This is a genomic window from Nonomuraea dietziae (genome assembly GCF_014195505.1).
Lineage (GTDB): Bacteria > Actinomycetota > Actinomycetes > Streptosporangiales > Streptosporangiaceae > Nonomuraea > Nonomuraea roseola.
Map to the genome: position 1 here is coordinate 6,028,592 of NZ_JACIBV010000001.1, position 22,815 is coordinate 6,051,406.

General features: G+C 67.7%; 30 protein-coding genes and 4 tRNA genes. 14 read left to right on the plus strand and 20 right to left on the minus strand.

Going from position 1 to position 22,815, the window contains the following annotated elements:
* Positions 1-142: 142 nt before the first annotated feature.
* From FHR33_RS28915 to FHR33_RS28925, 3 genes are all read left to right on the plus strand, one after another.
* Positions 143-511 (plus strand): nitroreductase/quinone reductase family protein, encoded by a 369-nt coding sequence (locus tag FHR33_RS28915; protein WP_312896018.1) that lies wholly within the window; start codon positions 143-145, stop codon positions 509-511.
* Positions 508-975 carry a pyridoxamine 5'-phosphate oxidase family protein gene (locus FHR33_RS28920; protein WP_183654180.1) on the plus strand — a complete coding sequence of 156 codons (468 nt, stop codon included), beginning with the start codon at positions 508-510 and terminating at the stop codon, positions 973-975. Before FHR33_RS28915 ends, FHR33_RS28920 begins: the two co-directional genes overlap by 4 nt.
* A 118-nt stretch (positions 976-1,093) precedes the next feature.
* Entirely contained in the window at positions 1,094-1,606 is a 513-nt protein-coding gene (locus FHR33_RS28925) for a hypothetical protein (protein ID WP_183654182.1), read from the plus strand.
* A 155-nt stretch (positions 1,607-1,761) separates the two neighbouring features.
* Here the strand turns inward: FHR33_RS28925 and FHR33_RS28930 are convergent, their stop codons facing one another.
* On the minus strand, positions 1,762-2,316 hold the full coding sequence (locus FHR33_RS28930) for an ArsR/SmtB family transcription factor (protein WP_221241288.1): 555 nt from the start codon (positions 2,314-2,316) through the stop codon (positions 1,762-1,764).
* Between the two features lie 93 nt (positions 2,317-2,409).
* Here FHR33_RS28930 and FHR33_RS28935 point away from each other — a divergent pair, with 93 nt between their 5' ends.
* Positions 2,410-3,039 carry a hypothetical protein gene (locus FHR33_RS28935; protein WP_183654185.1) on the plus strand — a complete coding sequence of 210 codons (630 nt, stop codon included), beginning with the start codon at positions 2,410-2,412 and terminating at the stop codon, positions 3,037-3,039.
* 425 nt (positions 3,040-3,464) lie between these two features.
* On the opposite strand, the gene FHR33_RS28940 is transcribed toward FHR33_RS28935, so the two are convergent.
* Positions 3,465-3,947, minus strand: coding sequence for an HAD family hydrolase (locus FHR33_RS28940; RefSeq protein ID WP_183654188.1), 483 nt, complete (start codon positions 3,945-3,947; stop codon positions 3,465-3,467).
* 92 nt (positions 3,948-4,039) lie between these two features.
* Here FHR33_RS28940 and FHR33_RS28945 point away from each other — a divergent pair, with 92 nt between their 5' ends.
* Genes FHR33_RS28945 through FHR33_RS52830 form a run of 4 tightly spaced genes read left to right on the plus strand, consistent with a single transcriptional unit; the run spans position 4,040 to position 5,577 of the window.
* Positions 4,040-4,219 (plus strand): helix-turn-helix domain-containing protein, encoded by a 180-nt coding sequence (locus FHR33_RS28945; protein WP_183654191.1) that lies wholly within the window; start codon positions 4,040-4,042, stop codon positions 4,217-4,219.
* Positions 4,216-4,440: a hypothetical protein gene (locus tag FHR33_RS49240; protein ID WP_221241289.1), complete on the plus strand. Its 225-nt coding sequence runs from the start codon at positions 4,216-4,218 to the stop codon at positions 4,438-4,440. Before FHR33_RS28945 ends, FHR33_RS49240 begins: the two co-directional genes overlap by 4 nt.
* Positions 4,441-4,474: 34 nt before the next feature.
* The gene (locus tag FHR33_RS49245; RefSeq protein WP_221241290.1) at positions 4,475-4,906 is read left to right on the plus strand and encodes a site-specific integrase; all 432 of its coding nucleotides are present in this window, start codon (positions 4,475-4,477) and stop codon (positions 4,904-4,906) included.
* Positions 4,903-5,577 (plus strand): tyrosine-type recombinase/integrase, encoded by a 675-nt coding sequence (locus tag FHR33_RS52830; protein WP_312895765.1) that lies wholly within the window; start codon positions 4,903-4,905, stop codon positions 5,575-5,577. The genes FHR33_RS49245 and FHR33_RS52830 overlap by 4 nt, the downstream gene beginning before the upstream one ends.
* Positions 5,578-5,748: 171 nt before the next feature.
* On the opposite strand, the gene FHR33_RS28955 is transcribed toward FHR33_RS52830, so the two are convergent.
* From FHR33_RS28955 to FHR33_RS28970, 4 genes are all read right to left on the minus strand, one after another.
* Positions 5,749-6,366 carry a hypothetical protein gene (locus FHR33_RS28955; RefSeq protein WP_183654194.1) on the minus strand — a complete coding sequence of 206 codons (618 nt, stop codon included), beginning with the start codon at positions 6,364-6,366 and terminating at the stop codon, positions 5,749-5,751.
* 200 nt (positions 6,367-6,566) lie between these two features.
* On the minus strand, positions 6,567-6,743 hold the full coding sequence (locus FHR33_RS28960) for a hypothetical protein (protein ID WP_183654196.1): 177 nt from the start codon (positions 6,741-6,743) through the stop codon (positions 6,567-6,569).
* A gap of 383 nt (positions 6,744-7,126) precedes the next feature.
* Positions 7,127-7,202, minus strand: a tRNA-Lys gene (locus FHR33_RS28965).
* A gap of 52 nt (positions 7,203-7,254) precedes the next feature.
* A complete protein-coding gene (locus tag FHR33_RS28970; protein ID WP_183654200.1) occupies positions 7,255-8,409 on the minus strand; it encodes an acyl-CoA dehydrogenase family protein in 1,155 nt (384 codons plus the stop codon).
* Positions 8,410-8,474: 65 nt separating this feature from the next.
* Here FHR33_RS28970 and FHR33_RS28975 point away from each other — a divergent pair, with 65 nt between their 5' ends.
* A complete protein-coding gene (locus FHR33_RS28975; RefSeq protein ID WP_183654203.1) occupies positions 8,475-8,816 on the plus strand; it encodes a PspC domain-containing protein in 342 nt (113 codons plus the stop codon).
* Here FHR33_RS28975 and FHR33_RS28980 read toward each other — a convergent pair whose 3' ends face one another.
* Both FHR33_RS28980 and FHR33_RS28985 read right to left on the minus strand, forming a co-directional pair.
* The gene (locus tag FHR33_RS28980; RefSeq protein WP_183654205.1) at positions 8,817-10,103 is read right to left on the minus strand and encodes an MFS transporter; all 1,287 of its coding nucleotides are present in this window, start codon (positions 10,101-10,103) and stop codon (positions 8,817-8,819) included.
* A 116-nt stretch (positions 10,104-10,219) separates the two neighbouring features.
* Positions 10,220-10,570, minus strand: coding sequence for a metallopeptidase family protein (locus tag FHR33_RS28985; protein WP_183654207.1), 351 nt, complete (start codon positions 10,568-10,570; stop codon positions 10,220-10,222).
* Between the two features lie 84 nt (positions 10,571-10,654).
* On the opposite strand from FHR33_RS28985, the gene FHR33_RS28990 reads away from it, so the two are divergent.
* The 4 genes from FHR33_RS28990 to FHR33_RS29005 all read left to right on the plus strand — a co-directional run bounded on the left by FHR33_RS28990 (position 10,655) and on the right by FHR33_RS29005 (position 12,482).
* Positions 10,655-12,082, plus strand: coding sequence for a metallophosphoesterase family protein (locus FHR33_RS28990; RefSeq protein ID WP_312895767.1), 1,428 nt, complete (start codon positions 10,655-10,657; stop codon positions 12,080-12,082).
* 82 nt (positions 12,083-12,164) lie between these two features.
* Positions 12,165-12,237: transfer RNA gene (locus FHR33_RS28995), tRNA-Glu, on the plus strand.
* Between the two features lie 91 nt (positions 12,238-12,328).
* Positions 12,329-12,403: transfer RNA gene (locus tag FHR33_RS29000), tRNA-Asp, on the plus strand.
* Positions 12,404-12,408: 5 nt separating this feature from the next.
* A tRNA-Phe gene (locus FHR33_RS29005) sits at positions 12,409-12,482 on the plus strand.
* 79 nt (positions 12,483-12,561) lie between these two features.
* On the opposite strand, the gene FHR33_RS29010 is transcribed toward FHR33_RS29005, so the two are convergent.
* The 7 genes from FHR33_RS29010 to FHR33_RS29040 are packed head-to-tail and all read right to left on the minus strand — an operon-like array spanning position 12,562 to position 18,600.
* Complete coding sequence (locus FHR33_RS29010; RefSeq protein ID WP_183654211.1) at positions 12,562-13,752, minus strand: site-specific integrase; 1,191 nt, start codon at positions 13,750-13,752, stop codon at positions 12,562-12,564.
* A complete protein-coding gene (locus FHR33_RS29015) occupies positions 13,752-13,958 on the minus strand; it encodes a helix-turn-helix domain-containing protein (protein ID WP_183654213.1) in 207 nt (68 codons plus the stop codon). The genes FHR33_RS29010 and FHR33_RS29015 overlap by 1 nt, the downstream gene beginning before the upstream one ends.
* Complete coding sequence (locus FHR33_RS29020) at positions 13,955-15,103, minus strand: AAA family ATPase (RefSeq protein ID WP_183654215.1); 1,149 nt, start codon at positions 15,101-15,103, stop codon at positions 13,955-13,957. The genes FHR33_RS29015 and FHR33_RS29020 overlap by 4 nt, the downstream gene beginning before the upstream one ends.
* Positions 15,100-16,008 (minus strand): bifunctional DNA primase/polymerase, encoded by a 909-nt coding sequence (locus tag FHR33_RS29025; RefSeq protein ID WP_183654219.1) that lies wholly within the window; start codon positions 16,006-16,008, stop codon positions 15,100-15,102. The genes FHR33_RS29020 and FHR33_RS29025 overlap by 4 nt, the downstream gene beginning before the upstream one ends.
* On the minus strand, positions 16,005-17,048 hold the full coding sequence (locus FHR33_RS29030; protein WP_183654222.1) for a phosphoadenosine phosphosulfate reductase family protein: 1,044 nt from the start codon (positions 17,046-17,048) through the stop codon (positions 16,005-16,007). Before FHR33_RS29030 ends, FHR33_RS29025 begins: the two co-directional genes overlap by 4 nt.
* Positions 17,048-18,211, minus strand: a complete 1,164-nt coding sequence (locus FHR33_RS29035; RefSeq protein ID WP_221241291.1) for a DUF5131 family protein — start codon at positions 18,209-18,211, stop codon at positions 17,048-17,050. The genes FHR33_RS29030 and FHR33_RS29035 overlap by 1 nt, the downstream gene beginning before the upstream one ends.
* Positions 18,208-18,600, minus strand: a complete 393-nt coding sequence (locus FHR33_RS29040) for a hypothetical protein (RefSeq protein ID WP_183654225.1) — start codon at positions 18,598-18,600, stop codon at positions 18,208-18,210. The genes FHR33_RS29035 and FHR33_RS29040 overlap by 4 nt, the downstream gene beginning before the upstream one ends.
* Positions 18,601-18,772: 172 nt before the next feature.
* Between FHR33_RS29040 and FHR33_RS51950 the strand changes: the two genes are divergently transcribed.
* Entirely contained in the window at positions 18,773-18,907 is a 135-nt protein-coding gene (locus FHR33_RS51950) for a hypothetical protein (protein WP_281388187.1), read from the plus strand.
* A gap of 182 nt (positions 18,908-19,089) precedes the next feature.
* Here FHR33_RS51950 and FHR33_RS29045 read toward each other — a convergent pair whose 3' ends face one another.
* From FHR33_RS29045 to FHR33_RS29065, 5 genes are all read right to left on the minus strand, one after another.
* Positions 19,090-19,440: a hypothetical protein gene (locus FHR33_RS29045; RefSeq protein ID WP_221241292.1), complete on the minus strand. Its 351-nt coding sequence runs from the start codon at positions 19,438-19,440 to the stop codon at positions 19,090-19,092.
* Between the two features lie 232 nt (positions 19,441-19,672).
* Positions 19,673-21,964: a hypothetical protein gene (locus tag FHR33_RS29050; RefSeq protein WP_221241293.1), complete on the minus strand. Its 2,292-nt coding sequence runs from the start codon at positions 21,962-21,964 to the stop codon at positions 19,673-19,675.
* Positions 21,961-22,359 (minus strand): hypothetical protein, encoded by a 399-nt coding sequence (locus FHR33_RS29055; RefSeq protein WP_183654227.1) that lies wholly within the window; start codon positions 22,357-22,359, stop codon positions 21,961-21,963. The genes FHR33_RS29050 and FHR33_RS29055 overlap by 4 nt, the downstream gene beginning before the upstream one ends.
* Positions 22,356-22,631 (minus strand): hypothetical protein, encoded by a 276-nt coding sequence (locus tag FHR33_RS29060; protein WP_183654229.1) that lies wholly within the window; start codon positions 22,629-22,631, stop codon positions 22,356-22,358. Before FHR33_RS29060 ends, FHR33_RS29055 begins: the two co-directional genes overlap by 4 nt.
* Entirely contained in the window at positions 22,628-22,813 is a 186-nt protein-coding gene (locus FHR33_RS29065) for a hypothetical protein (RefSeq protein WP_183654231.1), read from the minus strand. Before FHR33_RS29065 ends, FHR33_RS29060 begins: the two co-directional genes overlap by 4 nt.
* Positions 22,814-22,815 lie beyond the last annotated feature (2 nt).

The window sequence follows — 22,815 nt, forward strand, 5'->3', positions numbered from 1 at the left end:
CCCAGAACACTCGGGGGGTCCTTCGTCGTTCGCGGCCGCGAACGCGCGATGCCTGGCCGTGTCAGGCCCCCATGAGCGTCCACCGAGCAACCATGGCATCGTCGCGGGACGTGGCATCCGGGCCTGAGAGGGTCCGAAGGAAATCCGAAGTCGCCTCGGCGATGCTGCGGCCATGAGTAACGACCTCGTGATCACGACGGTGGGTCGCAAGACCGGGCGACCGAGGACGACGACCCACTTCTACGGAGAGGACCGGGGCCACCTGGTTCTGGTCGGGCCGGGCTCGGAGGCGGGTCCGCACCTGCCGGGCTGGTACCGGGACCTGATGGTCAACCCGGACGCCGAGGTCCGGGTGGACGGCAGGACGTTGCGCGTGCGGGCGCACACGGCCCGGGGCGCGGAGCGGCGACAGTTGTGGAAGAAGTTGGTGGCACGCGAGCCGGTCTACCAGCGTTACGCGGACGCGGCACGGGGCGAGATCCCGGTAGTGGTGCTGGAGGAGACGGCATGACGAAGTTCAGCGAGATCCAGGACGCTTTCGAGGCCTACATCGGCGACATCGTCTACGCGACCATGACGACGGTGGACAAGAAGGGCCGTCCTCGCGCGCGGGTGCTCATCCCGGTCTGGGAGGTGGTGGACGGTGAGCCGCTGGGCTGGCTGGCGACCTACAAGACGCCGGTCAAGGCGGGCCACCTGGCCGGGAACCCGCACACCACGTTCTCGTACTGGACGCCGCGCCAGAACGCGGTGAGCGTCGACACGGTAGCGGAATGGGTGGAGGACATCGAGGTCAAGCGTCGCGTATGGGATCTGTATCGCAGGACCAGCCCCCGTGGGGCGGGCTACGACCTGGGCAACTTCTGGACCAGTCCAGGCGACCCGAAGCTGCACGTGCTGCGGCTGGAACCATGGCGGGTCCAGGTGATCCGGGGCACGGACCTGCGCAGTCAGATCTGGAAGAAGGACACGTAGGTCACCGCAGGCGGGCGACGTCCCTGCTCAGTGCCGCGCCTGACGACCGGTCTTCCCTCAGAAGTTGGGCCACCCTTCCGTCGCCGACTGGCATGAACCGCTGAGATTCACGTATGGGATGACGTCGCGTGGCGCCCGGCCCGACACCGTGCCCCCGGCCGAGATGGCACAGCGGGCGGCCGAGATGCTGGCCGCGGCGGGTTGGGCGGTGGAGGAGGAAGTCGCCGACGCCTACTGCGTCACCGGTCGGAGCGAGGACGTCATGATCAGGGTTCGGGTGTCCACGATCTCCGATGTGGTGCTGTACATCGCTGAAACCCCGAAGATGGCGCTCGCCACGCCGGAACCTTTCACCCGCCCCGAACCCCTGCGGACCGCCGACACGCTGAGCCCCGGCTATGTGTTGTGCTACGAGTGCGACGGCTTGGGCTGGTGCCGGTGCTGCTACGGGCGCGGCTGGATACCGCACAGCGAGCGGGGCCGACGGCGCTGCCCGGAGTGCCACCAGGATCGGGCGTGCCCGATCTGCCGCGGTGCCGGTGAGAAGAATGCGGCCGACCTGCAGGATGACGAACGCGGCCACTACCCCGAGCTCGTGCCACCGCCTACTCCTCTAATCAGGCAGGAATAGTCACGGCTGGCGTCTCTGTGCGCGGCTCAATCTATTCGACCTGCCAGAGTCGGATCTTGTGGCATCGAAATTGGCTTCGACCAGAAGAAGCCGCGCGCCCACCGCGATGCCGCCCACCACGGCGTTCGTCAACCCCCGCGTCGAGGCGGAGGGGATCAGGATCCGCGGGGGTCGGGGAAACCGATCCAGCGCAGCAGGATCATCCGGGCGTCGGCGGGTGCGTTGTCGCGGTCGGTGCCGAAGCGGTGCACCAGTTTGAGGTACTCCTCGTGGAAATCCTGGAGCTGCGCCTTGGTCATAAAGGTGCTGGCGCGGGAGCTCTGCTGCCAGTCGCCAGCCTCGTCCCGGTTGTGGGCGAAGGCTGACAGCAGCCGGAGGTCCTCGGCGAGTTTGGAGTCACCCAGTTGCTCGGCGAGGTCTTGTTCGGCACTGGTCAGTTCTTCGCGGGGGGGCGTCCGCCGGTCGGCTTTAACGACGTCCCACCAGCGTTCCCGCCCTTTGGCGCGGTCGCGCAACTCGGTCACGAAACCGGTGTCGGACAGCATCCGCAGGTGGTAGCTGGTGGTCCCGGTGTTCTGGCCCATGGCTTTGGCCAGCGTGGTGGAGGTGGCTGGGCCGTGATTGGCGAGGCGGCGGAGGATCTCTCGCCGCAGTGGGCTGGCGAGCGCCTTCATCGCCGCCGGGGTGTGCATGACCGGTTCGCTTGACATTCGACCAGCCTAGCCCTGCCGAGGCAATTCTGCAGAAAACTACATGCAGAGAAAAACTTGCAGAAAAAATTCTGCAACTCTAGGGTCGGGCCCATGATCTGGAATCGAATCGCCGGGTGGTCACTCATCCTGGCGCCGGTGGGGCAGCTCGGCGGTTGGACCTTCATGAGGTTCGGCGGCAACGAAGGAGTCGAGCCATGGTCGACGATCGCGCATGCGGTGTGGCTCATCGGTTTCGTGCTGCTGGCCATCGCCTGCGTCGAACTGTTTCGCCGGGTCCGAAGCCGCGGTGCCGGGCAGATCCTCGCCAGGGTGAGTCTGGCGGTGGCACTGATCAGCGTCACCGCCTCGATCGCCGAGATGCTCGTCGACCTGTATGTCGGATTCGCCACCGACACTCGCGCGCAGTGGGAGGTCATGGACCAGCAGATTCGAAGCATCCCCGCAGCCGAGTCGATCCTGTATGGATTCGGCACCCAGCTTGTCTACCTGGGGTTCCTGGCTCTGATCATTCAGTTGGCCATCCTGAGGCGAATCAGCACGACGACCCTGACACTCGTCCTGGCCACCCTGGTCCTGTTCATCGGCTACGAAGTGCTGGACGGACCCGGTCGCCAGGCCCTCATGCCGTTCGCGGTCCTGTGCATGTGGCTGGCCCTGGCACCCTTGGGATGGAGGCTACTGAAGCCGTCGCCCCAGGCCGCCGACGCGATCACGCCGTAGCGGTTCGCGGCAAGCGGTCTCCGGTGAACATCTTCGTGTCGACCAGCACGGAATTCACACGTCCCACCGCGAGGTCCACGAGGCGCAGCGCGGTGGGCAGGTCCTGGTAGGCGTGGCCGAGGTGTGTCGGGCGCGGCCCCATGGCTCTGCGCCTGCCGAAAACGTCATCCGGCCAGGTCATAGACCTGCTGGGACCACCTGATGCCCGCGATCCCCAGTCGTGCAGAGGCGCCTCCGGCGGTACGGGTGACTCCGGCGGCATCCCTCGTGCATGCACGCGCCGCTCGCGCGTCTGGGGGCCCGGGTAGCAATCCCGGAAATCCAACGGATATGGATCTGACCTGCGTGAATGGAGCTTGGCTCGCCGTCCCGCGCTCGTGTCTCCCAAGGAGTCTCCGCAGGTCAGCACTCGCCACCGTCGAGGTCTACCCACCGGACACGAACGCCAGGACGTCGCTTACCGCGTCGCGCAGGCTTTCGAAGTGACGGTGCGCTTCGTCGACGGCAACAGGCGTGTTGACGTTCCATACGGTCATCCCCGCCCGCAGCCCGGCCTGCACGCCGGAAGGAGCGTCCTCAACGACAAGGCAGTGTTCCGGTGTGACACCGAACCGCTCGGCGGCCAGCAGGTAGGGGGCGGGTGATGGTTTGCCCTGTTCTACTGCGGCCGCGTCTACGATCACCTCCGGTATCGGCAACCGGGTGCGGAGGAAGCGCCCGCGGACTCGATGAGCGTAGTTCGAGGTCACCAACGCCCACGAGCCCGGCGGCAGGCCGTGCAGCAGCTCCGATGCGCCGTCAAAGGCGGTGTAGACGCCGGATCGCACGTCCTCGTCCTCCAGTTCGTGAAGCACCGCCAGGCTGGTGTAAGGGTCCCGGTCCGGTGCGACAGCGGCAAAGGTCTCCATTGGCCGGGTCCGAAGCGCCACACGGTAGACCTACGCGAGTTGGAAGCCCAAGCTGCCGGTCAAGATCTTTCGGCAATAGGGGAGGCCGCGTGATGGAACGCCTCTTCTACCGCCCCAACGATGCGGCGACGGTCCTCGGCATCAGCCGCCCAGCGATCTTCCGGCTCATCAAGTCAGGTGAACTTCGCTCGATCAAGCGCGACGGCTATCGCCTCATTCCCGCCACCGCGCTCCTCGACTACGCCCGCTCTCTGGAGGAGGAGGCCGCATGATGGCCATAAAACCACATGGACGCTCGTCGATCTTCCTGGGCTCGGACGGTCTCTGGCACGGCTACGTGACCATGGGCGTCAAGGAAGACGGCACGCTCGACCGTCGCCACCGCAAGGCCAAGACGGAAACGGAGGTCACGGCCAAGGTGCGCAAGCTGGAGACCCAGCGCGACGCGGGCCTGATCGACAAGCCGGGGCGCGTCCCGACGGTCGCCGAGTAGATGCGGACCTACCTACCTCGACGAGATCGCGCCCATGCGGGTCAGTCAGTTGACCCTCGACAGCACAAACCGGCCCAAGGCAGAGCACTGGATCATTCCGCGCCTTGGTGCTCACCGCCTCGACCGGTTGCGCCCAGAACACCTGGACGCCTTCTACGCGGGGTTGACCAAGGAGGGGCTCGCGCCCAACACGATCTTGCAGATTCACCGCATCCTCTCTCGGGCGCTCAAGCTCGCCGTACGTCGCGAACTGATCACCCGAAACGTCTGCCAGATGATCGATGCCCCAACCGGTGAGGACAACGAGATCGAACCGCTCCTGCGTGAAGAGGCTCAAGCAATCCTGGACGTGGTCAAGGGCCACCGGAACGGGAACACGGTGGTCCGTGGCGCTCGCCCTCGGCCTTCGGCAATCGGAGTCGCTCGGCACTCGGTGGAAGTACGTGGACCTGAACAAAAGGCGTGATTCGGATCTTCTGGCAGATCAAGCGCCTCCGCTACCGGCATGGCTGCACTGATCCGCACGCGTGCGGCGAGAGGCTCCACCGCTATCCCTGCCCGAAGGACTGTGCCAAGGCCAAGCGCACCTCCGGTCGCCGGCACATCTGCCTCACCACCTGCCGTACCAACTGCGCCAAGCACAACGGCGAGTGCCCGAAGTTCTGCGCGCCCGACTGCGCCAAGCACGCCGTCGCCTGCCCCGATCGCGTAGGCGGCTGGATGTTCGTGAAGCCGAAGGGCAAGGGCAAGCGCTCCACCGCCCTGCCACTGCCGCTCGTCGAGCTGCTCAAGCTCCACCGCGCGGCCCAGGAGGCGGAGAAGATAGTCGCGGGGGAGCGGTGGCAGGACTGGGATCTCGTCTGGTGCATGCCGGACGGAAGCCCCATCGACGCTGGCGACGACTGGGACGAGTGGAAAGCGATCCTGAAGGAAGCCGAGATCGACAAGGACGCCAGGGTCCACGATGCCCGACACACCGCCGCGACGCTCCTCTTGGAGCTGGGTGTCGATCTCCGAGTGGTCCAGGCGATCCTCGGCCACTCTCAACTGACCACGACGAAGCGCTATACGCACATCACGGAAAGTCTGGCGACGGAGGCGGCGGCGCGGATGGGTCGCGCCCTCTGGGAGACGTGATTGCAACCCGTATTGCAACCCTGGGCGGATTCCCCGATCAAGAAAAGGGGAGTCAGCCCAGGTCATGTGAGGTAGGGCGCCCGGGACTCGAACCCGGAACCTACGGATTAGAAGTGGATGTTGTCCTTGATGCTGTGGTTGCCTGTAACCTGCGGTGGAGGGTCGCTGTGATCATGTGGTGCCATCCTCATTCCGCATATGCTCCAGATCTTGGGATAACAGCACAGCCCGATTGGTTTTCACGTCGACGGCGATGGTCAATGGCGACTTCCTACGCCACCGGGCGGTCCAGGAGCGAGCGGCGAAGGTGAAGATGACGTGGGGGCGCCGCCCGTCCGGGCCAGCGACCTCTTCCAGTGTGTGCCACTCATCCTCTTGCCAAGCCTGTTTGTCGTACCCCTGAGAGGTCAGTTCGGCCTCTGCTGCTCGCCGGGCCGTTCGGATGCCCTTACCCAGCACGGTTGCTTGGTCGTACTTGTCATGATCGCCCTGGTCCGGGAACAGGTGGCGATGGTCGTAGCCGACCTGAGCGAAGGCGTCGCGCAGCCACTGACGCTTGGTGGGTCCCGCAGTTCTCCAGGTGTAGGTCAGGATCCAGTGGGTCTTCTGTCGCGATCTGGGGCGGCGCACCATGGCGGCAAGGCATCCAGGTAGTTGATCTCCGAGATCAGAGAGCATGTGGATTCGTTCGAGATGTTCTTTCGCCTTCGGTGAGACGCCTGCGTCGTCCAGCCAGAGCGGGTCACGGTACCGAACCATGTGTCGGATTTCGATGAAAGCGCGATGCATCACAAAAGCGAGGGCTTCCTCTGCTCCTGGGGGATATGGCGGGCGTCTCCGCCACAAGCGATCCACGATGCGCCTCCGCATAGCTCCTTGCCTGATCGTCCCGTCACCGTCGTCCCACCCGTCTGGGATTGTCCTGGGGCGATGGTGACGGGACGATCAGGCTTCCACCCCAGCCGCTGACCGCCTGCTGCTTGTCGCGATCATCCTTGATCCCGAGGCCCCCGCCGGAGGCTCTGTTTTGAGCGGCGTGCCATCACGCTGGCGACCCAGATAAGAAAGATGGCGGTCGGTAGGAGAAGGACGGTCCAGACGACGATCTGGCCGAAGAGAAGCTCGGCACCGCTGGGAAGGTCGATGTAGGCATCGTTCTCGTCCATGACGGTGACCCTAATGGGCTGATGGAAGCCGACGCTAAGGGCAGGCGCGGCCCGAGTGGCGGGCGCGCGCGAGAACGGCCCCCAGGCCGCACGCGCAGCGTGGCGGCGCGGAGCGTCGCCCTTGATGCCCTCGCCGCATGACACAGGGTGCTCGTCACCAGGACCCCGGGAACACTCGGGGTCCTTCGTCGTTCGCGGCTGCGGAATGCGCCGTGGAAGCTTCCGAAACGCACGGCCGACCTGGGCAAACGCCCCAAGATCCATTCCGCGTATATTCCGGAAGGAGTGGCATACGGCTGCTTTCGGCGGCATTCAGCTGCCTACGCGGCTCACGCCGTACGGGAGAGAAACCCCAGCTCTAGAGTGGGATTCGAGGTGGAGAGTGGTAGGGCGCCCGGGGCTCGAACCCGGAACCTACGGATTAAAAGTCCGCAGCTCTGCCAATTGAGCTAACGCCCCTCGCAAGATGCAGGGTACAGAGAGTACAGCCCCGCGCGCGACGTCCGTAGCCTCACCGGTACGCCGACAGTCCCGTCAGAGCCTCTCCCAGCACCAGCGTATGGATCTCCTCCGTCCCCTCGTACGTCAGCACGCTCTCCAGGTTCGTCATGTGCCGGATCACCGGGTACTCCAGGGTGATCCCGTTCCCGCCGAGGATCGACCTGGCCTGCCTGGCGATGTCCAGCGCCGCCCGCACGTTGAAGAGCTTCCCGAAGCTGACCTGACGGGGGGAGAGCTCCCCTGCGTCCTTCAGCGACCCGAGGTGGAACGCGGTCAGCGAAGACTGTGCCAGCCCCACGTACATCCACGCAAGCTTCTCCTGCGTCAGCTGGAAGCCGCCGATCGGCTTGCCGAACTGGACGCGCGTCTGGGAGTAGGAGATCGCCGACTCGAGGCAGGCTCTCGCGGCGCCGACCACGCCCCACAGGATGCCGAAGCGCGCCTCCGACAGGCAGGAGAGCGGCCCGCGCAGGCCGACCACCTCAGGCAGGACGGCGGAGCCGGGCAGGCGGACGTCGTCGAAGTACAGGGAGGAGGTCACGGAGGCCCTGAGCGACATCTTCTTGTGAATCGGGGGAGCGGAGAACCCGGGCGTGTCGGTCGGGACGACGAAGCCGCGCACCCCCTCGTCGGTCTGCGCCCAGACGACGGCCACGTCGGCGACCGAGCCGTTGGTGATCCACATCTTGGAGCCGTTGAGTATCCAGTCGGATCCGTCGCGCTTGGCGTAGGTGCGCATGGAGGAGGGGTCGGAGCCGTGGTCGGGCTCGGTCAGGCCGAAACAGCCGATGGCCGACCCTGAGGCCATGCGGGGGAGCCACTCCTCCTTCTGCGAGGGTGACCCGTACTTCCAGATCGGGAACATGGCCAGGGAACCCTGAACCGAGACGAACGAGCGCAGCCCCGAGTCGCCCGCCTCCAGCTCCCTGCACGCCACGCCGTACGAGGTGGCGTCGGTTCCGGCGCAGCCGTACCCCTCGAGATGCATCCCGAGCAACCCCAGCTCGCCCAGCGCGGGCGCCAGCTCGCGCGCGGGGAAGACGGCCTCTTCGAACCAGTCGCCCACGTACGGCAGGACGCGGTCGGAGACGAAGGATTTGACGGTGTCCCTGATCAACCGCTGGTCGCCGGTGAGTCGGTCGTCGACGCGCAGGATGTCATCCATACCCCAGGGTTCTACCAGGGGGAATCCCGATGTGGAAACGCCTGGCTGAAGGGCAGTCTTGAGGCATGAGCGAATCGAACATCAAGCAGCTGCGCAGGACCCGCAACGGCAGGATCGTCGCGGGCGTCTGCTCGGGCATCGGCGACTACGTCGGCATCGACGCCAACCTGGTCAGGATCGGCCTGGCCATCGCCTCGCTGTTCGGCGGGGTCGGTGTCGGCGTCTACGCGATCGGCTGGCTGCTCATGCCCGACGAGGGCAAGAACACCTCGATCGTCCAGGACCTGATCAACAACAGGCAGGTCAAGACCAACACCTGGCAGCAGGAGACGCCTGACTACAGCCCCACCGCCGGCTGGGAGCGCCAGGAGCCCACGGCTCCCGGTGAGCAGAAGCCGCAGGCGTGATCAGGCGGCAGCCTGGGCGCGCACCCTGGCGACGATGTCGCCGCGAGACTCGGTCCACATCATGGCCAGCACGGCCGCGACCGTGACCCCGCTGATGCCCGCGAGCGCGACGACGGGCTCGGGGCCGAGTCTCTCGGCGGCGAAGCCGCCGATCAGGATGCCGATGCCCTGGGCCGCCATGAGCCCGGACTGCACCAGGCCGAACGCCTGGCCACGCCGTTCAGCCGGAACGCACTGCACGAAGGCGGCATTGGCCGCCAGCTGGTAGGCGCCGCCGATCCCCGACAGGATCCACAGCGCGAGCACCACGATCAACGGTGGCCGCATCGCGCAGACGATCAGCGGTGCGCAGGTCAGCATCGACAGCCACCCCATCGCGCGCAACCGCCCCGACGGCGAGACGAACCTGCTGAACAGCAGCGCGCCGATCACCGTCCCGGTCGGCATCGCCGCCATCAACAGACCAGTGATCACCGGCACGGGCAGCGTCGTCCCGGACGCCAGCTGCGCCGCATAGGGCACCGCGATGCCCTCAGGCAGCACGTAGAACCCGCACAGCCAGGCGAAGAGAACCAGCGTGCGCAGCTTCCTGTCGCCGAAGACGAGCGAGGCGCCGGCTCGTGTCATCGTCCACATCGACGGCTTCGATCCATCGGTACGGCCGGCGGCGGGCCTTCGCCGTACGCCTGAGACGATGATCAGCGCTGAGGCGAGGAAGGTGGCCGCGTCCAGCGCCAGCGCGCGGTAGGGCCCCATGAAGGCGATCATCGCCCCGCCCGCGGCGAAGCCGAGCATCTGGATGGCCTGGTTGGTCATGTTCTGCAGCGCAGAGCCTGCCACGTAGCGGTCGCCCAGCAGGATCTCGGGCAGCAGCGCCGCCCGCGCCGCCGAGAACGGCGCGCTGAGCAGGACCACGAAGAACACCAGCACGCACAGGGCGGCGAACGGCATGCCCGGCACGGCCATGACGGCCACCAGCAGCGCGCGCAGTAGATCGCACACGATCATGACGCGGCGGCGCGCGAACCGGTCGGCCAGGCCCGAGAGCAGCGGGCCCCCGACGATGGACGGCAGATAGGTCAGCGCGTAGACCGCGGCCGTGGCCAGCGGCGAACCCGTTCTGTTGAACACGAGGACGGCCAGCGCCACCTGCGCCAGCTGGTCGCCGAGCAGGGAGAGCCCCTGGCCGTACCAGAGCGCGCGGAACTCTCGTATGGCGACGACCTCGCCGTACGTGGCTTGTCGTTCGGAGGCACGTCTGTGCCGCCCCGGAAGCCTGGCCCCCATAGGTCCCCGCTGAACCTGACTCAGAGTGCTCGCTATGTCACCTAAGGTGCCTGCCGGGAACCTTGAGCGCAACCTAAAGCAGTCAGGCCTTTGCAAAGTGTAATCAGGAGCGGGGTTTACCAGCCGAGTTGGTGGAGTCGGTCGTCGTCTATCCCAAAATGGTGGGCTATCTCGTGGATGACCGTGATCCGCACTTCCTCCACCACGCGAGCTTCCGTATCGCACATCTGGCATATCGGATTGCGGTAGATCTCGATCCGGTCGGGCAGAACCGCGGAGTACCAGTCGCCGCGCTCGGTGAGGGGAACACCGGTGTACAGCCCGAGCAGATCCGGCTCCGGCGGATCGTCGACGACCACCACCACGACGTTGCTCATGACGCGCGTCAGTTCCGGAGGGATCGTGTCCAATGCTTCGGCCACGAGTTCCTCGAACTTCTGCCGGGACACCTCGATCACGGTTGCCATTCTGCCCCGTCCGTCGGGTAAGCAAGAAAGCGTATGAACTTCATAAGGACAGTCATACGGTCTCGCGCCGCGCGCATCGCCGCGGTGCTCCTCGTGTCCGCGGTCGGCGCCTGGCTCGGCATCATCCTCAGCGGGACGGTCCGCGCGCAGGTGGGGCCCGTCGAGACGGGGATGTCGCTGAGGCCCGCGTGGACCGGCGAGACCGTCGTCGACGCCCACCCGCTGGGGACCCTGCGATTCCGCAGCCACGACGCCCCGCTCCAGCTGCGCATCACGCTCGAGAACATCGACCAGGAGAAGGCCAAGGCGCTCATCGACGATCCGCGCATCGCCAACAGGCTGCCCGAGATCATTGAGAACGACCTGCGCTCAGGCGTCGAGGCCCTGGTGGTCCGCTCCCTGCTGTGCGCCGCGGCGGGCGCGCTCCTGGCCGGCTTCGTCGTCTTCCGAAGTCCCAGGATCGCGCTGTACGGCCTGCTGGCCGCCGCCGTCGCCCTCGCGGGGACCGGCGTGGCCGCGGCCGTCACCTTCCGCCCCAGCTCCCTCGTCGAACCGCGCTACTCGGGGGTGATCGCCGTCGCGCCGTCCCTGGTCGGCAGCGCGCAGTCGATCGTGACCAAGTTCGAGTCGTACCGCCAGCAGCTCACCAAGCTCGTCACGAACGTCTCCAAGCTCTACGACGCGGTCAACGCCCTGCCCACCTACGACGCAGACCCGGCCTCGATCAAGGTGCTGCACGTGTCGGACATCCACATCAACCCCATCGCGTGGAACGTCATCCGCTCGCTCAAGGAGCAGTTCAAGGTCGACCTCATCGTCGACACGGGCGACATCTCCGACCACGGCACCAAGGCGGAGAACGCCTTCATGGAGGAGATCGGCAAGCTCGGCGTGCCGTACGTCTTCGTCAGGGGCAACCACGACTCGCGGACCACCGAGCGGGCCGTCGCCAAGCAGAAGAACGCCGTGGTGCTCGACAACGCGTCCGCCACCGTCGCGGGACTGCGCATCTACGGCCTGGGCGACCCCCGCTTCACGCCCGACAAGTCGGTGCCGGTCAACAACGACCCTGCCCACATGCGCGACTTCGGCCGCCGGCATGCCGTACGGCTGCCGCGTCCCTCGCCCATCGACCTCGTGGCCGTCCACGACCCCGACGCGGCCAAGGGCTTCTCCGGCGCCGCTCCCATGGTCCTGGCCGGCCACTCGCATCGCCGATCGACCACGGTCCTGCCCACAGGAACCCGCGTGCTCGTCCAGGGCTCCACGGGCGGCGCGGGGCTTCGCGCGCTGGAACACGCCGAGCCGACCCCCGTCCAGGCCTCGGTTCTCTACTTCGACAGAGCCAGCCACAGGCTCCAGGCCTGGGACGACATCACACTCGGGGGGCTGGGGGAGCAGTCTGTTCACATCCAACGTCACGTCGAGCCGGACCCTCGACGTATGATTTCCCCAGAGCCAACGACAGCCCCGTCGCCAACGGGAACCGTCAGCGGAACTTCCGATGGATAGCCACTTTGGCACTGGGGCCAATCGTCCCCTATGCTTCAGAGGTCTCCAACGGAAGACGTCAGGAACAGGACGCAAGTCCTGAGCCCCCATCGTCTAGCGGCCTAGGACACCGCCCTTTCAAGGCGGCGGCACGGGTTCGAATCCCGTTGGGGGCACGGCTTCACCGGAAGATCGGCAGGACGAAGACCTCCGAAACACTGGTAAGCTAAGCGAGGCGCTTCGGCCGAAAGGCCGGAACGAAAGCAAGGTCCTGTAGAGCAGTTTGGAGTGCTCGCCACCCTGTCAAGGTGGAGGTCGCGGGTTCAAGTCCCGTCAGGACCGCTCTGGGTCAGGTAGCTCAGTTGGTACGAGCGTCCGCCTGAAAAGCGGAAGGTCGGCAGTTCGACCCTGCCCCTGACCACCCTTCTTGAACAGCAAAAACGCCCCATCCATGACCGCATGGACGGGGCGTTCGTGTGTCTGCGTGTCTAACCGAGTGACTAAGCCTCCGAAGTCAGTGGAAAAATCTCATCCATCACGGTCGCTCCCTCCTGCATGACGGGTCTGATCTGCTTGCGGTAGACGGTCTCTGTGACGACCGTGTTGGTGTGCCCGACCAACCGTGAGATGTGCTCGATTGGGACATCGTGAGCGGAGAGCAAGGACACGAAGCTGTGCCGCAATTCGCGGGGCGTCCACTCTGCGGGGTTGATGCCGTCAGCGCCCTTGAGGGCGATCCGGAAGTCTCGCCGTACGTTCTCCGCCGTCATGGCGGTTCCGTTCCTGGTGCCGAACACCAGGCGCTCGCTGAGCTTCTCTGCGTTCTCACCTTCTGCTTGCTCGGCCAGCAATGCCTTGAGGGCGGTCACACAGCGGGTCGGAATCCGCAGGGAGCGGCGGGATTTTGTCGTCTTGGTGTCTCCAGACTTCCGCACGGAGCGCCAGACGTAGATGGCGAACTGTTCGTGTTCCCACCCTGCGTCCGTGACAGCCCGCCAGGTCTTCCGGCCGGCGTCGTGGGCCACGACGTGATCCCAACGGAGATCTCGCAGTTCCTCGGTTCGCGCGCCGGTGAGCAGCGAGACCACGATGTAGGCGCGCATGCGGCACGTCGCGGTCTCAGCGGCCCTGAGCACCGCTTCCGCCTGATCGATCGTGAGCGCCTTGGAGGGGCGGCCTACCCGTCCTTCGGGCACCTCGCACAGCTCTACGACGTTGCGCTTGACCAGGTCGCGATGCATAGCGCTACGTACCGAGCGGTCCAGGATGTTGTGGATCAGCTTGAGCGAGCGGGTGCCGAGAACGCCGGTCTTGCTCGACAGCCAGCGGTCCACGTCTTCCACCGATAGCTTGCTCAGCTTGCGCTTGCCGAGCGCCGGGATCACATGGGTGTCGGCGTACCAGGTGTAGGTCCTGACCGTCTTCTCCGAGCGGCCCTTGAGTCCGTTGGCCAGCCAGTACGTCACCGCGTCCTTGACGGTGCTGTCCGATGTGGCCACGGCCAAGCCGTCTTCGTAGTCCCGCAGCACCTGCTTGAGCTTGGTCAGGGCTTCGGTCTTGGTCTTGCCACTCCCGCGCTTGACGATGCGCTTGCCGTCGGGGCCGTAGCCGAGACTTGCGGTGGCGATGAACCGCTGGCGCTTGGCGTCCCAGTGGATGCCGCCGTCTCCTCTGCTGCGTCGCTTGGTCATCAGGCTGCTTCCTCTGCTTCCTTCTCCAACAGGGCGATGTACACGCGGATGCCGTTCGCGGTGATGAGACGGGCTCGACCCTGCTTGACGGAGGGCAAGCGGCCTGTGCGGATCTGGTCATAGATCAAGCTTCGGCTCATGCGCAGCAGGCGCATGGCGTCGGTCACGCGGTAGAGCTGGGTGTCGTCGATCGTTGGGGTGCTCACGGGCGTGGGTTCTCCTTGTCAGGGACACGAGGGACACCGGGCAGGGTGGGGTGTCCCTCATGATCGGTTGCGTTTGCGCTGGTCAGATGGGGTTCGGGGACACGAGGGACACCGGGGACACTTCCTGTGGGGTCTGTCCCTGGAAGCCGGTAGCGTCCGTTGCCGTCCACGCAGAGCTGGCCGTCGCCAGCCATCCGGGCACAGGTCTTGCGAGTGTTGTCGGGGGTCAGACCGGTGGCTTCCGCGATGGCCTTGGGCGGGCTGTTGGGGTTGTCCCGGAGGTGGCGCACGATGGCCGCGCGGGTCGCTGCCAGCGAGTGATCCTCGGGAGGGCCATCCATCAGGCGCCAGAGTCCGGCGGCGGGCTGGAAGGCCATGGCGTACTCGTCTTCCTCCACATCGCGGCCGGTGACGTGGAGCACGCCGTCAGCGGTGCCGCGCGCCCGCTTGAGCACCAGCGTGGCGTCGGCGGCACCGGCGAGGCCGTTGGTGCCGGAGACCTGTTCGAGGAAGTCGTCCGAGCCCATCTTGCGGACGTGATGGACCAGTACGACCGCGACGCCGAAGGTGTCGGCCAGGCGCTTGGCGCGTCCCATCGCGGTGTAGTCGGCGTCATAGGCCGACAACCCCGGCGGCGTGATGCCGCGCACCTTGGCGAACACGTCGACAACGACCATGCGCGCGCCGACGTTGCGTTCCAGCCAGCGGGCGATGGCCTCCTCCCCGCCCTGCGGCAGGGTCGGGCACGAGGTGGCCAGGGTGAGATCCTTCGGGGCGGGCTTGCCTTGCAGGATCTTGCCCATGCGGGACTGGAGACGGCGCGGCGTGTCCTCCAACGCGAGGTAGAGCACGGGTCCCGGCTCCACCTCGATGACCTCCAGCGCCTTGCCACCACCGGCGACCGCGATAGCCGTACCGAGCGACAGCCAGCTCTTGCCGACCTTGGGCGGTCCGGCCAGCAGGTTCAGCCCTTCGGCGATGACGCCGGGCACGGCCCACTTGGTCTCGGGGAAGGTCATGGCCATGAGTTCGTCTGCAGTCCACGACGTGCGGAACGGCGCCCCCGTCGCGCCCGGCTGGTTGCCGGGGGCGTGGACGGCATCACCGGAGACCAGGCGCAGGTGGGAAGGGCGCTCGCCGTTCATGCGGCCACCGTTCGCGGGCGGCGGGCACCGGCTCGAAGCCCTGAGGCGATGGTGCGGGTGGCTTCGCCATACGGCTGGCCGACGCTGGCGGCGGCGTCGGCCAGCCATCCGGTCACGTGGGCTTCGGGCAGCTCGCCACCGGCAACGAGCTGCCCGAGCGCCACGGATGCGCAGTACAGGGCGTTGTTGTGGCCGTTCGGCGGGGAGCTGGTCACCCGTTCCACCTCGCGTTCCACGGCGGTGCGCAGGTAGTTGCCGCGCCGGTCGGCGGCCAGCGCGATAGCGACGGGTTTCTGTGGTGGGAGCGGGGTGGGCCGTAGGAGGTCGGCCAGCCAGCCGGGCAGCGGCGCGGCCGGTGCAGCGTGCACCACCTGGTAGGTGCCGGTGCCGTCGTCGAGGTCGACGAAGCTGCCGGGGCCGACCACGTACCCGCCCGTCGCGCGGGTGTCGATCAGCCAGCCGAGCCCGCCGCGGGCGCCCTGGGTGTTGCCGAGCGTGAGCCCGTCGGGGGCGGTGTAGTACAGGTGGGTGCCGTCGCGCCGGGTGCGGACGGTGAAGGTTTCCAGCGGCAGCGGTTGTCCGGCGCGTTCGCAGAGGGCGGCGAGTACGTCGGCGCCGTCGTTGATGCCGGGCAGGTCCCACTCGGGCGGGCGGGTCTCGCCTTCCTTCGGGGTGTCGAGGTCGATCACCACCAGGTTGGAGGGGCCGGTGGCGATGCCGATGTTGTACGGCTTGCGCGCCCAGAACCGGGTGATGACCTTGGGGTCGGTGGTGTTGTGCTCCTTCCACGCCCAGTCCTTGAGCGGCACCTTGTCGCCGGGCGCGAGCGGGAAGACATGCCAGCCGCGGCGGGCGGCGGCAAGGGCGTAATCGGTCAATTCGCGTGGGTTGGCTGGCTTGTTCATGCTGCCACCTGGGATGCGCAGGTTGGGGTTGTGTTGGCGGGCGTGAGCAGACCTTGTGTGGCCCAGAGGTCCATCAGGTCGGTCTGACCCGCCAGTGGGGCGGGACATGACGAGCACAGGCGGCCTGCGATGCTGCCTGGCTTGGGCGTCTTTTGGTTGGCGGGCTTTTGGCCCCACTTACAGGCGGGGATGTCGGCCGCCTTGACCCGTTGTTCGAGGGAGCGGATGCGGTAGGCGGTGCGGGGATAGAAGAACTCGATCTCGTCAAGCTCGCCGGGCTTGGCGAAGGCGCCACACAGGCATTCGCCACTCATGTGCAGGTGCGCGGACACCTCGCTTTGCGGCAGAAGGTAGGTGCGCCGGTATTCGGCCATCTGGGCGTTGGTCCAGTGCACCAAGGGGGAGCACCAGACGATGCCGCCGTCGGGATCGATTTCGGCGGCGTTGCGCATGCGTCGTTCGGACTCGCCCCAGCGCATACCGGCCAGGTAGAGCACCTTTTGGGTACGGCCTCGGCTTCCGATGATCTGAGCGCGGTTGCGCTGCAAGGGTTCGTCTTTGAGCCGCCTATACATCACCGTGTGTCCGGCCGGGCCGGGGAACCCCTTCCAGACGGGACGTATCCCAGCGTTCTTACCTGTGCGGGCGATGACGCGTCCCAGTACGAGATCGTCGTAGCGGTCGCGGGGGTGCAGTTCGCGCAGCGGCAGGTTCCAGGAACGGGCGACATCGCGGACGTGCTCACGGGTCTCCTCGATACCAATGCCGGTGTTGACGTGAACGACCGCATCATGAGCGGAAGAGTCCAGGTAGTGGCTGGTCAGGTGCAGCAGCACGGTGGAGTCGTTGCCGCCGGAAAACAGCGCCTGGCGGGCCACGATCGGGAAGCGGTCCAGTGCTTCGGCGATGATGTCGTGGCTGCGGCGGATGGCCTCATCCAGGGTGCGCGCGGGTGGCGCATGTTCGGCTTTGACGGGCTTGCGGCCGATGGTGTCGGGCATCCCGGGGAGCGGTTCGAGAGTGGCGGTGCGCCTGCCCATCAGCGGTCCCCTCCTTCCCGAACGAGCAGAGAGGGGAAGTCGTCCCATGCGTGGCCATCAAGCTCGCGTCCGGCGGCTTTCTTGCCGACGCGGCGCATCCGCACCGCGTCGGCCGGGGCGAGCTTCTCCATGCCGTTCCAGCTCTGGCCGCGCCGGTCGATGAAGGTGACGGCGCCGCGCTGATGGCCGTGGTCCTCGGGGGCGAACGCGCCCCACTGCTTGAACAGGAACGCGATACCGGCGCTCTGGCACTGATCGCGCAGCGAGCGCGCCCATTCGGGGTGCATCGGGCGGGCGCCAGGCCCGGACTCGCCCCCGGCGATGACCCAGTCGATCCCGTGGAAGCGGCGGCAGCAGTCGCCAGCGTGAACGTAGGAGGCGCTCAGCCCGTGCCCGCGCTCGCTGCCCATGGTCCAGACGGCCTGGTGCAGGTTGATCGGTCCGAGCAGCGGTTCGCAGGACAGGAACCGGGCCGCGGCAGGGGTCCGCAGCAGGGCCGGGACGCGCAGGTCGGCACGCTTTTGGTCTTCGACCGACACGCCAAGCCACACGTTCGGCAGCGGCCACGGAGTGCCCGGCGCGGCGCCGTACCAGCCAGTGCCCTCCTCCCGCACCCGGTCGGCGAACTCGGGTGAGCTGAGCAGGGCGCGCATGCGGCCATGCCGCTTGGTGAGCACCTGATAGGTGTGCTCGGGGGTGGCGGCCATGACGGCGAAGACCTGCGAGATGAAGCCGTCAGGGATGCCGGTGTGGAACAGATCGGACATCGAGTTGACGAACACCTTGCGCGGCTTGGCCCAGCGGAACGGCTGGTCGAGCCGCTCCGGACGCAGGGTGAGGTCGAACCCGTTCTCGAACGGGTGGCCGGGGATGCCGCGCCACCGCTCGGCGAAGGTCTCGGCGTAGCAGTGGTCGCATCCCGGGGAGAGCTTGGTGCAGCCGGTCACCGGGTTCCACGTGGTGTCGGTCCATTCGATGGAGCTGTGCTCAGACATCAGGGGTCTCCTGGTGGTGGTCTTGGGTCGGCGCAGCCCTCGGAAGGGGCGCACCACGAGGTCGCCGTTGGCGCGGCGGATGAGCACGTTGCCGGGTCCGCCGCCGGGGCCCCAGCGGACCAGGACGGTGACGGGCTGGCCGCGTTCGAGGTAGGTGCGTCCGATCACGCCGCCTCCTCTCTCTCCTGGTCGGCCTGGAGGGCGACGGTGATGGCCACCTCCAGGCACACCTTGTGTGTGGGGCGGCCCTGGTCGTCGCGGTGGTGAGCGGTCTTGCCGCACGACCAGCACGGGTCCGGGCGCGGGCCGGTGTAGGCCAGGCAGTTGGTGCAGTTCCTCGGGTGGCGCAGCGGCGCGCCGGGGTGGCTGCGGACGCGCACGGTGCAGCACAGGACGCAACCCTCGTGGTGGCGGTAGAAGCGGCGAGGCGGGTCGCCCCAGTTCAGGAGCACACGGCCCTGGAAGAGGCGGTAACGCTCGCCCTGGTAGGTGACGAGCGGTTCCTGTCCGAACGGGTGCTGTGGCAGGTCGCTGGCGGTGGCGGGCGGGGTGGTCACGCGGCTTCCTCCTTGAGCGGGGCTGGGAGGTCGGCGGTGGTGCGGTTGACCAGGCGGCGGGCGACGATGTGTTCCACGCCCATGCGTCGGGCGACATCGCCGACGCCCCCACCGGCGGCGACGATGCGGGTGGCGGCCAGGCGGCGTCGGTCTGGGTGAGCTGGACCTGGCGTTGGCCGGTGACCACCAGATCGACGGCCATCAGGTCGACTACGCCGTCTTCGGCCAGCAGACCGATGTTCTTGTGCTGCTTGACCTTCTTCGCGGCGTGGTCGAAGTGAGCCATGGTGACGCCCCGTCGGCGTAGCCAGTGGAGGGCGCGGGTGGCATCTGCGCCTGTCGCGGTCAGGGCTGAGCGGATGGCGTCGGCCTGGTTCATCCGCCGCAGCTCATCGCGGGTGACGCGGCGGGAGAGGTGGCCGACGGTGATGGGAACGAGCCGGTTGCGGGTGGTGCTGGTCATGATCGGTGTCCTCTCCAGGGGTTGAGTCACTTGCCGAACGGGCGGGGTGGGGTGGTGCGGACGCGGGTGGGGCGGGTGCCCTGGCGGCGTAGACGGCGCAGGTAGTTGTAGGCGCGGCGGCCCGTCCGCAGCCGCAGGCCGGTGCCCTTGCAGTGGCGGCACCAGCGCTTGACGCGGCCGTTCGGCTTGATGGTCTTGCCGACGCCCTCACAGCGGCGGCAGCGGGCGAACGGGGAGGCGGCACAGGCGGCGGCGTAGCCGAGCGCCCACAGCAGGAGCACGCCGACGGCGGCGGCCAGCAGGGTCGCGAGCGAGGGCAGAAGATCACCCAGACCGGTAGCGGCGGGCGGGGTAGCGGTAGCGGCGTGGAAGGCCACGGCAGGTCTCCGATGCGGGGTTTTCGAGCACGGTAAGGGGGCCCGCTACCCGCTACCTGCGGGTATTCGGGCTGATCAGAAGGGGTGTGAGGGGTAGCGGCAGCGGTAGCGCAGCCGCTACCCGGTAGCGAGCCAGCCGCTACCTTTCACGGCCCCGGCGGGCTCTCGCGGCGGGGTGCGGGCGGGGTACGGCAGAGCCGTCGAACGGGGTCCGGCGGCTCTGCCGTACGGCTCACGCCGCGCCGTCGCGGCGGCGGATCGCTTGGGCGATGTCGGCCTGCTTGGCTCCCTTGAGCACCTTGCCGTCGCGCTTGATGTTCACGCTCGGCACAGACAGGTCCCGAAGCTGAGCCGACACCGCGTCGGCGGACAGGTCGGCGTAGTGCTCGGGGATGCGCTCGGAGAGCCGGGCGGCGATCTCGGCCCAGGACAGGCCGGACTCGCCGGGGTGGAAGACCGACAGGGCGTCGGCCAGCACGTCGCGCACCTCGCGCTTGATCTCCTCCCCGGCGGCGTAGCCGGTCAGGGTCCCGGCGCGCTCGCGCAGGGCGCGGGCGGTGGTCAGGATCTTCTCGGCGTCGGCGGCGTCGGCCAGGTAGGTGCGCACGGTCGGAGTGTCATCCGATGCGCCGTACAGGTAGCCGACGCCCCGGTACTCCTTGCCGTTGGGCAGGGAGGAGGCGTCGAACCCCTCGCTGTAGGCGTCGCCGCCCAAGATGGCTTCGGAGACGTTGCGGTTGCCGCACTTGAGCGCGAAGCGCACCGCGTGGTTGTCGCGGTAGCGGCCGAACAGCCGCTGCACGTCACCGGCGCCCACCCCGGACGGCTTCTGCGAGCTGGACAGGATGATGACCCCAGCGGACGGGCCGACAGCCATGATGAAGCTCAGGAGAGCGGCGATCTCCTTGTTCTTGTCCTGATCGTCCAGCTCGTAATAGACCTGGAACTCCTCCATGACCAGCACCCACACCCGCAGGTTGGGGTACCTGCGCGACAGCTCCTCAGTGAGCTTGCCGTCGGGGCACTCGGAGACGGGCAGGGTGGACAGGAACTGGTTGACCTGCTGGATGTGCGCCTTGATCTCCCGCAGCGCGTCCAGCAGCTCTTCTACCGGGTCGCCGTCGCGGTTGATGACGGTGCCGAAGATGATGCGGTGGGCAACCAGCTTGAACTTGCGCCAGTCCGGGCTGTCCTTGCCGTCCACCACGGTCAACCTGACGTAGGGGTCCATCGCGGCGTACAGGGCCAGCAGCCGGGCGGCGAACGTCTTGCCCTTGCGGGGCTGAGCGCCCACCAGGACGGAGATCCACAGCAGCAGCAGCGTGACCTGACGTCCGCGTTCGTCCAGCCCGAACGGGGCGGGCTTCCAGATGTTGCGCGGCTTGCCGTCCAGCAGCGGCGTCCGCCCGGCGGGGATGGCCAGCGGGTCGCGGTCGGCCACGAAAAGCTTGTGCCGTCGGGTGGAGGACGGGTCGCGGGTGATGTAGACCTGCTGTTCGGTGACGTCCAGGCCGGAGGCGATCTCGGGGCGTGCCTTGATCGCGTGGTCGAACGTCTTGCCGTATGGCAGGTCCACCACGACCTCGGAGCCGGTTCCGGCAGCATCGCGCGCCATGCGGGAGCCGAACTGGATCTGCTGGTGGGGCTTGTCGGGGTGGCCGAGTCCGGCGGCGTAGTAGGCGCGCAGCACCACGTCGGCGTTGAGCAGGCGGTAGCGGCGGGAGACGGCGGCGGTGGGGATGAGCGGGCGGCCCTGGGGTTTGCCGCACCGGGCCAGCACAGGCACCAGCGCGAGAGTGACGGCGGCCTGGTAGAGCGGTTGCAGGTTGGCCACCGCGATGGCGGCCACGATGGCCGCGATGAGCTGAAAGAACAGGACCACGCCACGCCAGCGGCGGGTGGCCTTGCCCTCCTTGTGCAGCTTGAGCCACATCTCCGGGTCGTTGTCGCTGGCGGCGGTCTGGAGGAGGGCGTACTGTTCGTTGACCCACCACCAGCGCAACTGCCGGTTGACCAGGGCAAAGACGCCCACGATGGCGAACCAGACGACCTTGAGCAGGTACCACGGGGCGCGCACCACGTGGAAGGCGGCCACGTGCGCCCACCTGCCGAGCGCAGCCTTGATGGTGGCGGGCAGGTTGGCCCGGTGCAGCGGGGGCGGAATGATCGGGCGGCGGCTCTCGCTCACCAACTCCGGGAACTGGCCGTCGGGCAGGTCCACCAGCGTCGGCGCCTGGTCAGCGGGCGGCGGCCCGTCCAGCTCAATCTCATAGGAAGTGTCGTAGACGGCGGTCCGCTCGCCCGGTCGGCTGTCCGGCTCACCGGCCGGGTCGGTCGCCGGGCCGTCCCCCTGGTCGGGGGCGTCCAGCGGGCGGGGACGGCGGCGGGAGTCGAGCGGCACGACCTGCCCGCCCTCGGCGTGCTCGGCTTCGGTGGTGGGGCGGTCGGACCGCTGGAAGTCGGACAGGTCGCCGGGGCGGTCCGGGTCGGGGTTGGTGTTGGGCTCGTGCGGCAGGTCGGTCATGATGTGAGCACCTCGTTTCCGCTGGAGGGGGCGGGGCAGCAGGGCGCGACCGTTGTCTTGGCGGATGGGGTCGCGCCCTGCGTGTTGTCGGTGTCGTCGTCGGGCAGCTCGTTGGGGCCGTAGTCGGCGACCACGCCGACGCCGACCATGTAGCCCTCCAGGTGGATCCAGCGGGCCAGGCGGCGGGCCTCCTGACCGGCCGGGCCGGGGTCGCAGCCCAGCGCCTCGCACTGGTCGAGGTCGGTGAGCTCGACCCACAGCGGGCGATGGCTGTTTTTGCGGCGCAGGATCTCGGCGTAGACGGCGCGCAGGGTCACCAGCAGGTCGCCGGGGTTGCCTGCGTCGAAGTCATCGCCCATCACCAGGAGGTCGGGAACGCTCTGAAGGTCGGTCATGAGGTCACCTCGCGGTCGGTGTTGGACCACCGGCAGCGCGCGTCCGGTCCGTTGCCCGTGCATTCGACCGGCGGGGGTTCCTCGGCGGGCGGGGGCGGGTCGGTGTCGGCCCAGCGGCAGCGGTCGTCCTGGCAGAGGACGGGGGGCGGCGTCGGGTCGTTGCCCGTGCCCTTGTCGGCCACGTGACAGGCCGTGGGGGTCAGCCCGATCAGGGCGGTCAGCACAGCGGATGTGAAGTGCCGTATGAGGGCGGGGGTGCGCGGGTCGGTCATGAGGTCACCTCGCGGTTGGTGTTGACCAGGTGGGTGCAGCAGGTGCGTCGGTGGGCCGCCATGGTGGAGCGGATCTCGGCCACGGTCCGGCGGCGGGTGACGAGCATCCGGACCCAGATGGAGACCGGGACTGCCAGGCATGCCAGGGAGATCACGATCGCGAGGGCGAGCACGGTGAGCATGG